The 11,501-nt window shown below is 69.1% G+C and carries 10 protein-coding genes and 2 pseudogenes; 8 read left to right on the plus strand and 4 right to left on the minus strand.

Going from position 1 to position 11,501, the window contains the following annotated elements; all coding sequences use genetic code 11:
• Positions 1–88: 88 nt before the first annotated feature.
• Together ACGFU7_RS46360 and ACGFU7_RS46365 are read right to left on the minus strand one after the other, a co-directional pair.
• Positions 89–199 (minus strand): annotated as a pseudogene (locus ACGFU7_RS46360) (IS5/IS1182 family transposase); the annotation flags it as partial.
• A 62-nt stretch (positions 200–261) separates the two neighbouring features.
• Positions 262–735, minus strand: coding sequence for a hypothetical protein (locus ACGFU7_RS46365; RefSeq protein WP_393704682.1), 474 nt, complete (start codon positions 733–735; stop codon positions 262–264).
• 493 nt (positions 736–1,228) lie between these two features.
• On the opposite strand from ACGFU7_RS46365, the pseudogene ACGFU7_RS46370 reads away from it, so the two are divergent.
• Positions 1,229–1,443, plus strand: a pseudogene (locus tag ACGFU7_RS46370) (hypothetical protein); the annotation flags it as partial.
• Positions 1,444–1,479: 36 nt separating this feature from the next.
• Here the strand turns inward: ACGFU7_RS46370 and ACGFU7_RS46375 are convergent.
• Complete coding sequence (locus ACGFU7_RS46375; protein ID WP_393704684.1) at positions 1,480–1,935, minus strand: MarR family winged helix-turn-helix transcriptional regulator; 456 nt, start codon at positions 1,933–1,935, stop codon at positions 1,480–1,482.
• Positions 1,936–2,045: 110 nt separating this feature from the next.
• On the opposite strand from ACGFU7_RS46375, the gene ACGFU7_RS46380 reads away from it, so the two are divergent.
• Positions 2,046–2,927: an SDR family NAD(P)-dependent oxidoreductase gene (locus ACGFU7_RS46380; protein WP_393704686.1), complete on the plus strand. Its 882-nt coding sequence runs from the start codon at positions 2,046–2,048 to the stop codon at positions 2,925–2,927.
• A gap of 352 nt (positions 2,928–3,279) precedes the next feature.
• Here the strand turns inward: ACGFU7_RS46380 and ACGFU7_RS46385 are convergent, their stop codons facing one another.
• A complete protein-coding gene (locus ACGFU7_RS46385) occupies positions 3,280–4,071 on the minus strand; it encodes a hypothetical protein (RefSeq protein WP_393704688.1) in 792 nt (263 codons plus the stop codon).
• A gap of 455 nt (positions 4,072–4,526) precedes the next feature.
• Between ACGFU7_RS46385 and ACGFU7_RS46390 the strand changes: the two genes are divergently transcribed.
• The 6 genes from ACGFU7_RS46390 to ACGFU7_RS46415 all read left to right on the plus strand — a co-directional run.
• Complete coding sequence (locus ACGFU7_RS46390) at positions 4,527–6,473, plus strand: acyl-CoA dehydrogenase family protein (protein WP_393704690.1); 1,947 nt, start codon at positions 4,527–4,529, stop codon at positions 6,471–6,473.
• Positions 6,474–6,555: 82 nt separating this feature from the next.
• Entirely contained in the window at positions 6,556–7,803 is a 1,248-nt protein-coding gene (gene aroA / locus ACGFU7_RS46395; RefSeq protein WP_393704692.1) for a 3-phosphoshikimate 1-carboxyvinyltransferase, read from the plus strand.
• 34 nt (positions 7,804–7,837) lie between these two features.
• The gene (locus ACGFU7_RS46400) at positions 7,838–8,467 is read left to right on the plus strand and encodes a hypothetical protein (protein ID WP_393704694.1); all 630 of its coding nucleotides are present in this window, start codon (positions 7,838–7,840) and stop codon (positions 8,465–8,467) included.
• A 127-nt stretch (positions 8,468–8,594) separates the two neighbouring features.
• Entirely contained in the window at positions 8,595–9,848 is a 1,254-nt protein-coding gene (gene dxr / locus ACGFU7_RS46405) for a 1-deoxy-D-xylulose-5-phosphate reductoisomerase (RefSeq protein ID WP_393704695.1), read from the plus strand.
• Complete coding sequence (locus ACGFU7_RS46410; protein WP_393704696.1) at positions 9,845–11,155, plus strand: M50 family metallopeptidase; 1,311 nt, start codon at positions 9,845–9,847, stop codon at positions 11,153–11,155. The genes dxr and ACGFU7_RS46410 overlap by 4 nt, the downstream gene beginning before the upstream one ends.
• A 181-nt stretch (positions 11,156–11,336) precedes the next feature.
• Positions 11,337–11,501: flavodoxin-dependent (E)-4-hydroxy-3-methylbut-2-enyl-diphosphate synthase (locus ACGFU7_RS46415; protein WP_393704698.1), on the plus strand; the 165-nt coding region annotated here is incomplete at its 3' end.

Here is an 11,501-nt window from a genome sequence, read left to right on the forward strand (position 1 = left end):
TCCGCCACACCGGCCGCGACTACCACCGGCCCCTACGAGCCCTCGGTCTCACGTGACGAACCCAGACAGATCTCGATCATGCAATGACCCTGGCGAATCGGCGGTGGTGCATGAGCCGGCCGAAAGTACGCTCCACGACCCAACGCCGCGGGATTACTTTGAAGCCTTTGATGCCGGCATCGCGTTGGACCACTTCGACGTCGGCCGGCCAGGGACCAAGCAGCGGTCCGGAGCGGCCCGCGACCTCTCGCCAGCTCGGGCTCACGTGTCGTAATGGCCGTCCCAGGGCGCGTTGAAGCCTAGGCCGTCGGGATAGAACTCGGCCCACACGCCGTTGTCGTCGTCGTCCTCGTCCTCGTCTTCCTCCACGACCAGGCCGAACAGGGCTCCCTCGAACCGAACGGCGAAGGGTGCGATCGCAATGTCCTGATACTGCAGCTCCGGAAGAGCATCCAGCCACTCAGCAAGCAGCTGGCGCGCGGCAGTAATCGCCTTCTTTTCGCCGTCCGCCGTGGTGCCGGTGAACTGGATGCGCGAGTCCAGGTGCCGGCCGGCGCCGTCGAACTGATGGAGCACTGCGCACCAACGTTTCTGGGACTGCCAGTTGTCGCCACTCCAGCCCTCGGGGAAGGTCGCGGTGACCGAGGCGAAGAACTGGCCGCCCTGCCACCGCCCGATGGTGCTCGTGCGGTAATCAGGCTCGTGCCTGATCGGGATGACCTCGGGAGCGCTCATGGGCGAACCGTAGAGGCGGCCTGTGACAACGAGCGATGACGGCCCGGCCTGCGCTGGCCACCCAATGAGATCTCAAACGCGGTTTGAGGAGGACCGGCCCCTGCGCAGCAGGTCGGGGGCAGTGCGGCCCAGCAAGAGGCATTCACTAGCCAGTCACAGCGTTAAGTTCGCCATCATGCCCAAGAAGCCCTCCGTTTCCACAAATCCCACGCTCGGCAACGTGATTCTCACGATGGGTGTCCCAGTCTGAGCCGAGGCTTTCGGTCAACTTGGCGTCCGGTGCGGGCTTGTGGGGCACTGGAGGGATACCCGCAGGTCAGGGCGTACTTCGCTTTCGCGGCTTCCGTGGTGCTCCCACGGGAGCGCGAGGGCGGGCTGAAACGGCTTGAGACGGGCCAGGGCGGGCCGAAGTGCTGAGAGTTCACGCAGATCAGAGGAAAATCGCAGGTCAGGGTGCTGTGAGGGGCCCACTGTGCGGGGGCTCCGGCCGTTTCTGCACATCTGCATCCTGACCTGCGGTGACCGTCGAATCGTCGAGGTCGGTAACTGGCGTACCCACAACCGGAACAGCAGGGGTGTGTGGCGGCGGGTGAACGGGGCGATGATCCATCACGCCGTGACGAAGGGCACCGCGGCCACGGTCGGGATCGTCCGCAGCGGGTATGCGGGTATGCGGGTCCGCCGGGGCCGCAGTGTCACGGCGTGATCGCGTGTCACCCGTCACCAGACCCGTAACCCCGGCCGTCAAAGATCTCCAGCGGCTCCCGACAGGCCCGCCTGGAGGGCATCGAGAAGCTGGTCCAGGTCCACCAGCTGTTCGCGCCCCATCGCCCCGAAGACCTCCCGCAGCATGTGCTCCCCCGCTGCCGTCCCCGCAGTGAGCGCCTTGGCTCCCTCCGGGGTGAGACGCACCAGCTTGGAGCGCCCGTCATCGGGATCCGCTGCCCGCTCGACCAACCCCTCACGCTCCAGCGCCTCGACGGACTGGGTGACCGACCGAGGGGCTTGACCGAGCTCCTGCGCCAGTGCCGACTGCCGTACGGCGCCCCGACGGTCGAGCACCTGCAGAACCTTCGTACGGGCAAGGGAGAGCCCGCCGGCCGTCATGCCGTCGTCGACCACCTTGCGCAGGTGGTGCCCGAGCGACAGGTACCGCAGCCCGACCTCTACGGAGGTCACCTTCCGACCACTCTCGTCCATCGCTCCTCCGGTCTCTCTCCGGGTTCGCTCCCGGCTCTCGATTGGTGAGGTACCTCAGCGAATGTTACATTGATGAGGTACCTCAATATTAACCGGAGAGGGAGCATCGCATGGATGTGCGGCCCGTCATCGTCATGACCGGTGCGACGAACGGCATGGGCCGGCTCGCCGCTTTCGACCTGGCCCGCCGCGGTGCCCGCCTCGGCATTGTCGCCCGCAGCCGGCCGAAGGCCGATGCACTGCGCCAGGAGATCGAGCAGGTCGCGCCGGGGACCCCGATCGACGTCTTCCCGGCCGATCTGTCCCTGCTCGCCGAGGTCCGCCGGGCCGGCGAGGAGATCACTGCGCACTATCCGCGGATCGATGTACTGATCAATAACGCGGGCCTGCATGCCTTCTCCCCGCGGGTCACGTCCGATGGCTACGCCGAGATGACCGCCGTGAACTACCTCGCGCCCTGGGTGCTCACCGACGCCCTGCGCGACAGGCTGACGGCATCCGCACCCGCCCGGATCGTCACGGTCGCCTCCCGGGCCTCGCTGCGGGCCGGCACCATCGACCCGCTGAAGGACCTGACCGACACGGCAGACTTCACGCGCCGCGGGTCGAGCCCGCGGTACGGCCGGTCCAAGCTGATGGACATCATGTTCACCCAGGAACTCGGCCGTCAGCTCCAGGGCACGGGCGTAGCAGTCACCTGCTGCTGCCCCGGCTTCAACGCCACCGGCCTGGGGCGTGAACTCCCCCTCGCCGGGGCCCTGGAAAAGGTCCTCGCCGCGCTGAACATCGGCAACCCCCAGCACGGGGCCGACATCATCGTGAAGCTGGCGACCGACCCCGAGTTCGCCGGCAGCGCCGGTGGCTACTTCGCCGCCAAGACCGCCGAGCCCCTGCAGTGCCCTGAAATCGGGCGAGGCGAAGCTGTTCAGCGTTCTCTGTGGGAGGCCACGGCCGAGCTCGTCCACGACATCCGGCGGCCGCACAGCGCCTGAACGACACCGTTCTCCCCACCCCAGTCATGACCAGCCCGACGCGGTGGCCCTTCAGCCGCCCATTGCCTGAACAACGTCACAGCCAAGCGTCTGTCTCGACGAACCGACCCCACGTGTCTCACCCAATCCGGCCCACGCAGGTCAGCGGCATGCCGACGACAAACTTCGTTGAGACGGAACAGCCGCCGCAGCGCCGCCGCCGGAGCCGAGCATCATCCCGCCCCCGACGTTCCCGTACGGACTGCGGCACCCGCTCGCCGGCACCGCACGATTCTCCTGCCCGGCCGGGTGCGGTTGGTTCCACGCCGAGCACCTCGGGAATGGAGGTGCTCGGTCCGATCCGTACGGGCCGTCACCTCGCCCGTCTCCACCACTTTCTGGAGGCAGTTGCCGCAGTGGCGGATGCCGTGGGTGACGACGGATCGGGCAACTCCCTCACAGCGGAACGGATCAGGTCGAATGCGGCGACCGGATGCCGTGAGCCGACCGCGGGCAGGACGACACCGAGGCAAACCAGCTTGAACCGCTGATCGCCGAGCGGAACCCCGACGAAGACAGGCGCCCCGACGCACCCCACGGGAACCGTGCCGTTCCACCACACCTGACCGTCGTCCGCACCCCGCACGACGTTCCCGACGACGACGGCCTGCGGCCGGTCGGTCCGGTCCGGCCCGACGTCGTGCCCCAGGACGTACGAGGGCAGCGGCTCGCTGCCGACGGCGGCGACGTCTTCCTCCCTCGCCGCCAGCCCGTCGGTGATCTCGTCGGTAGCCCATTCCCACCGCTTGCGGCGGGCGAGCGCGTGCAGCCCGCCGGTGGGCATGACCGCGACACCGGAGTCACCGAGAGGGGTCCACTCCTGCTGGAACTTGATCATCGCGATGGCGTGGGCGCTCATGGCCGACTCGGACAGCTCCGGCCGCAGCCGCACCTCGGCGATGTCGTACCGGGTCATCGCCCCGGCGGTCACCAGGTACTGCCGGACCGTCTCCGTGTCGCCCTGCTTGCTGACGAGATCGTTGAACCAGAACGCCGTACCGAAGTCCTCCCCACGGTGGGCCTGTTGGTACGGGAGGGTGGAGCGGCGAGCGCTGCCGAGTATGGAGTCGATGATCGCGTCGTGAAAGACGGGGGCTTCGGACATGAGGCCGGACCCTAGCCGGGCGCCATGATCCGGTCACCCCCGACGGCCCAGCCGCCGGTGGCCCTCTGCGTCCGGTTCCAGGCACATGTTCCTGCGGGAACATGGCGACGGGCCGAAACGGCTTGGGACGGGCCGCGACGGGGCGATACGGGCCGAAGCGCTGAGCATTCGCGCAGATCAGAGGAGAACTGCAGGTCAGGGCGGTGCAAGGGGCCCACTGTGCGAGGTTCCGGCCGTTTCTGCATCCCCGCTCACGGCCTCACCGCCGTGTCATCGCGGGGCTGTCCAGTGGAGTGGCTCCCGACCCGATCGGCGTCCGGGGGATGGTGGGAGTGCCGGTAATCGGGTACATCAGGACAAGTAGCACCGGTTGGTACGGCTCGGCAGGCGCCCAAGCGCGCTCCGCGCGGACCGGCCCGTCCGCCCACCCCACAACGCGGCGAGGTGAGCTCCTCATGTCCGCACCATCCGCTCCGAAGAACACGCCCAAGGTCACCGAGCGTGAAGCGCGCCAAGTGGCCGAGGCCGCGCGCGAACAGGACTGGCACAAGCCCAGTTTCGCCAAGGAACTCTTCCTCGGGCGCTTCCGGCTCGACCTGATCCATCCGCATCCGCTGCCGGCCGCGGACGACGTCCGGCGCGGCGAGGCGTTCCTCGCCCGGCTGCGGGACTTCTGCGAAACCAGGATCGACAGCGCCCTCATCGAGCGTGAGGCGAGGATCCCCGACGAGGTGATCAACGGCCTCAAGGAGCTCGGCGCGCTCGGGATGAAGATCGACCCGAAGTACGGCGGCCTCGGCCTCACCCAGGTCTACTACAACAAGGCCCTCGCCCTGGTCGGCTCCGTCAGCCCCGCGATCGGTGCGCTGCTCTCCGCCCACCAGTCCATCGGCGTACCGCAGCCGCTGAAACTCTTCGGCAGCCAGGAGCAGAAGGACGCCTTCCTGCCCCGGCTGGCCAGCACCGACATCTCGGCGTTCCTCCTCACCGAACCGGACGTCGGCTCCGACCCGGCCCGGCTCGCCACCTCGGCGGTTCCGGAGGGATCGGACTACATCCTCGACGGTGTGAAGCTGTGGACGACCAACGGTGTCGTCGCCGACCTGCTCGTCGTGATGGCCCGCGTCCCGAAGTCGGAAGGCCACAAGGGCGGCATCACGGCCTTCGTCGTCGAGGCGGACTCCCCGGGCATCACCGTCGAGAACCGCAACGCCTTCATGGGCCTGCGCGGTCTCGAGAACGGCGTCACCCGCTTCCACCGGGTCCGGGTCCCGGCCGCGAACCGCATCGGTCCCGAAGGCGCGGGGCTCAAGATCGCCCTGACCACGCTCAACACGGGACGGCTCTCCCTGCCCGCCATGTGCGTCGGCGCCGGGAAGTGGTGTCTGAAGATCGCCCGCGAGTGGTCGGCGGTCCGTGAGCAGTGGGGCAGGCCGGTCGCCCGGCACGAGGCCGTCGGCGCCAAGATCTCCTTCATCGCCGCAACCACCTTCGCGCTCGAAGCAGTGGTCGACCTCTCCTCCCAGATGGCCGACGAGAATCGCAACGACATCCGGATCGAAGCGGCCCTCGCCAAGCTGTTCGGCTCCGAGATGGGCTGTCTGATGGCCGACGAACTGGTCCAGATCCGCGGCGGCCGGGGCTTCGAGACAGCCGCGTCCCTCGCCGCCCGCGGCGAACGGGCCGTCCCCGCCGAACAGCTCCTGCGCGATCTGCGGATCAACCGGATCTTCGAGGGTTCCACCGAGATCATGCACCTGCTGATCGCCCGTGAGGCCGTCGACGCCCATCTGAAGGTCGCGGGGGACATCATCGACCCCGACAAACCCCTCTCCGCCAAGGCGAAAGCGGGCGCGAACGCGGCCGGCTTCTACGCCCGCTGGCTGCCCAAGCTCGTCGCAGGACCAGGACAACTCCCTCGTACGTACGGGGAATTCAAACCGGCCGGACACCCGGACCTGTCCACCCATCTGCGCTACGTCGAACGCTCCGCCCGCAAGCTCGCACGCTCCACCTTCTACGCCATGTCGCGCTGGCAGGGCCGGATGGAGACCAAGCAGGGCTTCCTCGGCAGGATCGTCGACATCGGCGCGGAACTCTTCGCGATGAGCGCCGCCTGCGTCCGCGCCGAACTGCTGCGCTCCTCCGACGACCACGGCCGCGAGGCATACCGGCTCGCCGACACCTTCTGCCACCAGTCCCGCGTCCGGGTCGAGGAACTCTTCACCCGCCTGTGGTCCAACACCGACGACCTGGACCGGCGCATGGTCGACGGCGTCCTGTCCGGTGCGTACACCTGGCTGGAGGAAGGCATCATCGACCCGAGCGGCGAAGGACCGTGGATCGCCGACGCCACCCCGGGGCCGTCCGCCCGGGACAACGTCCACCGGCCCATTCGCTGAACCGCGGACCACCGGGCGGGCGCACGTCCACGCACCGGACGTACCCCGCCCGGCCGGGCGGGGTACGGCAGGATGACGGCCCGTGACCGTCATCCACATCCCCGGCTCCAAGTCCGTCACCGCGCGTGCCCTGTTCCTGGCCGCCGCCGCGGACGGCACCAGCACCCTCGTACGGCCCCTGCGCTCGGACGACACCGAGGGCTTCGCCGAAGGCCTCGCGCGCCTCGGCTACCGGGTCGGGCAGGAAGCGGACCGCTGGCACATCGAGGGCCGCCCCTCCGGCCCCGCCGTCACCGACGCCGACGTCTACTGCCGCGACGGCGCCACCACGGCACGCTTCCTGCCGACCCTCGCCGCGGCCGCCGCCTCCGGCACGTACCGCTTCGACGCCTCGGCCCAGATGCGCCGCCGCCCCCTCGCCCCGCTCACCGGGGCCCTGCGCACGCTCGGCGTCGATCTGCGCCACGACGCGGCCGAGGGCCACCACCCGCTGCGGATCAGCGCATCCGGGATCAACGGCGGCGAACTCGCCCTGGACGCAGGGGAGTCCTCCCAGTACCTCACCGCGCTCCTGATGCTCGGACCGCTGACCGCTCAGGGGCTCCGGATCACCGTCACCGACCTGGTCTCCGCCCCGTACATCGAGATCACCCTCGCGATGATGCGCAGCTTCGGCGTCGAGGTGACCCGCGGCGGCCACGACAACAACGTCTTCACCGTGCCACCCGGCGGCTACCGGGCCACCACCTACGCGATCGAGCCCGACGCCTCCACCGCGAGCTACTTCTTCGCCGCGGCGGCCCTCACCGGCCGCGAGATCACCGTCCCCGGCCTCGGCTCGGGCGCCCTCCAGGGCGACCTCCGGTTCGTCGATGTGCTGCGCCGCATGGGCGCCGAGGTGCACACCACCGCCGAGTCCACCACCGTCCGCTCCGGCGGATCTCTCTCGGGCCTCACCGTCAATATGCGCGACATCTCCGACACCATGCCGACGCTGGCCGCGATCGCCACCTTCGCCTCGGGGCCGGTACGCATCGAGGATGTCGGCAACACCCGGGTGAAGGAGTGTGACCGCCTGGAGGCCTGCGCCCAGAACCTCCGGCGGATGGGTATCACGGTCGGGACGGGTCCGGACTGGATCGAGATCCACCCCGGCACACCCCGCCCCACCGAGATCGCCACCCACGGCGACCACCGCATCGTCATGTCGTTCGCCGTCGCCGGCCTGCGGGTGCCGGGCGTCACATTCGACGACCCCGGCTGCGTACGGAAGACGTTCCCCGGATTCCACGAGGCCTTCGCCGAGTTCGCGGAACTCACGAGCCGCTAGGGTTCCTGGGCCCACGCCGTCCCCGGGAGTTCTCATGTCCACGCCGCCCCACCACCTGCCGCCCTCCTACGGATCCGTCGCGTCGTGCCACATCTGCGGTGCGATACCGGCGGTCCACGCCGTGGTGCGTGGACACCGCGGGCTCGTCGTCACACTGCGCTTCCTGACCGAGGAAGGCGCCTTCTGCCGGACCTGCGGAACGGCCACGTACCGCAGGATGACCTCGGACACCCTCTGGCAGGGCTGGTGGGGTCTGCTGTCGGTGTTCGCCGCGCCGGTCACGATGGTGATGAACATCGGCGCCCGCTCCCGGATCCGCGCCCTGCCCCACCCGGTGGGCCATCTGCGGCCCCAACTCGCCCCGGGACGCCGTGTCCTGGCCCGGCCGCCCGCGCTCGTCATCATGGCCGCCCTGGTCCTGGCCCTGGGCGCCGTCGTGGTCCCGAAGCTGATTCCGCACACCCAGCCCACGTTCACCGCCGGTGACTGCATCCGCAACCACGCGAAATGGCCCGAGCAGGACCTCGAAGAGGTCGGCTGCAGTTCCCCCGAGGCCGAGTACTGGATCTCCGACGGAGACAAGTGCTGGGGCAGGGACTGGCTGCTGCATCTGGAATACAGCGCGCAGGACAAGGCCCTGTGCGCCCACCCCATGTCGAAATGACCGCCCGCGCGAGCGCCGGCGACCGCCGGCGACCACGGCCCCGGCCACCGGCCGAGATCGGCCGCGTCGGCCCGGCGCGGGGGACGCACTGTCCACACCCACAGCCGATGCGGCAACAATGGGGGGCATGAGCGACAGCCCTGCCCCCCTCGCCGACCCGCACATCGTCTTCGACGCCGCGGAAGGCCCCCGGGATCTCGTCATCCTCGGCTCCACCGGTTCCATCGGCACCCAGGCCATCGACCTGGTGCTGCGCAATCCGGACCGCTTCCGCGTCACCGGGCTCTCCGCCGCGGGCGGACGGGTCGCCCTCCTCGCCGAGCAGGCGCGGCAACTGCGGGTGCGTACCGTGGCCGTCGCCGCACCGGACGCCGTACCGGCGCTCCGAGAGGCGCTGCGCGAGCAGTACGGGACGGGCGAGCCGCTCCCCGAGATCCTGGCAGGGCCCGAAGCCGCCACCCAGCTCGCCGCGAGCGACTGCCACACCGTGCTCAACGGAATCACCGGCTCGATCGGTCTCGCCCCCACGCTCGCCGCGCTCAAGGCGGGCCGCACGCTCGCCCTGGCCAACAAGGAGTCGCTGATCGTCGGCGGCCCGCTGGTCAAGGCGCTGGCCGCGCCCGGCCAGATCATCCCGGTCGACTCCGAGCACGCCGCACTCTTCCAGGCGCTCGCCGCGGGCACCCGCGCCGACGTACGCAAGCTCGTCGTCACCGCGTCAGGCGGCCCCTTCCGGGGACGTACCAAGAGCGAGCTCGTGGCCGTCACCCGCGAGGAGGCCCTCGCGCACCCGACCTGGGCCATGGGACCGGTCATCACGATCAACTCCGCCACCCTGGTCAACAAGGGACTGGAGGTCATCGAGGCACATCTCCTCTACGACATCCCGTTCGACCGGATCGAGGTCGTGGTCCACCCCCAGTCGTACGTCCACTCCATGGTGGAGTTCACCGACGGCTCCACCCTCGCCCAGGCCACGCCCCCGGACATGAGGGGCCCGATCGCCATCGGTCTCGGCTGGCCCCAGCGCATCCCGGACGCCGCACCCGCCTTCGACTGGTCGAAGGCGTCCAGCTGGGAGTTCTTCCCCCTCGACAACGAGGCATTCCCGTCCGTGGGACTGGCCAGGCACGTGGGCACGCTCGGCGCCACCGCCCCGGCCGTGTTCAACGCCGCGAACGAGGAATGTGTCGACGCTTTCCTGGCGGGACGGCTGCCGTTCAACGGAATCATGGATACGGTCACGGCGGTGGTGGACGAACACGGCACCCCCGCCACGGGAACTTCGCTCACGGTCGCAGACGTCCTCGAAGCGGAGACCTGGGCACGCGCCCGGGCCCGTGAACTCTCGGCGAAAGCGACAGCGGAGGCGCGCGCATGAGTATTACGACGGTCCTGTTGACGATTCTGGGCATCGCCGTCTTCGCCATCGGGCTGCTGTTCTCGATCGCCTGGCACGAGCTGGGGCACCTGTCGACCGCGAAGCTGTTCGGTATCCGTGTCCCCCAGTACATGGTCGGCTTCGGTCCGACGGTCTGGTCGCGGAAGAAGGGCGACACCGAGTACGGGATCAAGGCCATCCCGGCCGGCGGCTACATCCGCATGATCGGCATGTTCCCGCCGGGACCGGACGGGCGCCTGGAGGCCCGGTCCACGTCACCGTGGCGCGGCATGATCGAGGACGCCAGGTCCGCGGCCTTCGAAGAGCTCGAACCGGGTGACGAGCAGCGCCTCTTCTACACGCGCAAGCCGTGGAAGCGCGTCATCGTGATGTTCGCCGGACCGTTCATGAACCTGGTCCTCGCCGTCGCGATCTTCCTCGGTGTGGCGATGACCTTCGGGTTCCAGACCCAGACCACCGAGGTGGCGGGTGTCCAGAAGTGCGTGATCGCCCAGAGCGAGAACCGCGACACCTGCAAGAAGTCCGACCCGGTCTCGCCCGCACAGGCCGCAGGACTCAAGAAGGGCGACAAGATCGTCGCCTTCGACGGCCGGAAGGTCGACGACTGGGCCACGCTCTCCGACAAGATCCGCGACACCGTCGGCCCCGCCACCGTCACGGTCCTGCGTGACGGCCAGGAACAGACCCTGCACGCCGTACTGAAGAAGAACGCGGTGGCGAAGAAGGACTCCAAGGGAGAGGTGATCGCCGGTCAGTACGTGACGGCCGGCTACCTCGGCTTCGCCGCCCAGACCGAGATCATTCCGCTCTCCTTCGGCGACTCGGTCGTCCGCATGGGAGACATGATCGAGAACGGCGTCGACTCGATCATCGCCCTCCCCTCCAAGATCCCGGACCTGTGGAACGCGGCCTTCGGCGACGGTGAACGAGCAGCGGACTCCCCGGTCGGCGTGGTCGGTGCGGCCAGGATCGGCGGCGAGGTGATGACGCTCGACGTCCCGGCGACGAACCAGATCGCGATGATGCTGTTCCTGCTGGCCGGCTTCAATCTCTCGCTGTTCCTCTTCAACATGCTGCCCCTGCTGCCGCTCGACGGCGGGCACATCGCCGGAGCACTCTGGGAGGCCCTGCGCCGCAACGTGGCGCGGGTCTTCAGGCGCCCCGACCCGGGCCCCTTCGACGTGGCCAAACTGATGCCGATCGCCTATGTCGTCGCAGGCGTCTTCATCTGCTTCACGCTGCTGGTGCTGGTGGCCGACATCGTCAATCCGGTCAAGATCTCCTGATCTCCCGACCGGCCCGGTGCACCCTGGGTGACGGCCCGGCACACAGTGTGTGTCCGGGCCCGTCCCTCCGCGCGGCACTCCCGGACGCGGTGTGCTCCGGGGTGTCGCCGGTGCCGTAACCTCGAAACCCGGAGCCCGCCGATCTCGGGACCTTGATCCACACCTTGGGGATGCTCAGCGCATGACTGCGATTTCTCTCGGAATTCCGTCCGTTCCGACCAAGCTCGCCGACCGGAGGGTCAGCCGCAAGATCCAGGTCGGGTCGGTGGCGGTGGGCGGGGATGCGCCGGTGTCGGTGCAGTCGATGACCACGACGCGTACGTCGGACATCGGTGCGACGTTGCAG

Source organism: Streptomyces sp. NPDC048473, assembly GCF_043200155.1.
GTDB lineage: Bacteria > Actinomycetota > Actinomycetes > Streptomycetales > Streptomycetaceae > Streptomyces.

Bases quoted from the DNA above. Each gene is read 5' to 3' on its own strand.
- ACGFU7_RS46365 (WP_393704682.1), bottom strand. From the start codon at position 735: ATGAGCGCTCCCGAGGTCATCCCGATCAGGCACGAGCCTGATTACCGC.
- ACGFU7_RS46375 (WP_393704684.1), bottom strand. From the start codon at position 1,935: ATGGACGAGAGTGGTCGGAAGGTGACCTCCGTAGAGGTCGGGCTGCGG.
- ACGFU7_RS46380 (WP_393704686.1), top strand. From the start codon at position 2,046: ATGGATGTGCGGCCCGTCATCGTCATGACCGGTGCGACGAACGGCATG.
- ACGFU7_RS46385 (WP_393704688.1), bottom strand. From the start codon at position 4,071: ATGTCCGAAGCCCCCGTCTTTCACGACGCGATCATCGACTCCATACTC.
- ACGFU7_RS46390 (WP_393704690.1), top strand. From the start codon at position 4,527: ATGTCCGCACCATCCGCTCCGAAGAACACGCCCAAGGTCACCGAGCGT.
- ACGFU7_RS46400 (WP_393704694.1), top strand. From the start codon at position 7,838: ATGTCCACGCCGCCCCACCACCTGCCGCCCTCCTACGGATCCGTCGCG.
- dxr (WP_393704695.1), top strand. From the start codon at position 8,595: ATGAGCGACAGCCCTGCCCCCCTCGCCGACCCGCACATCGTCTTCGAC.
- ACGFU7_RS46410 (WP_393704696.1), top strand. From the start codon at position 9,845: ATGAGTATTACGACGGTCCTGTTGACGATTCTGGGCATCGCCGTCTTC.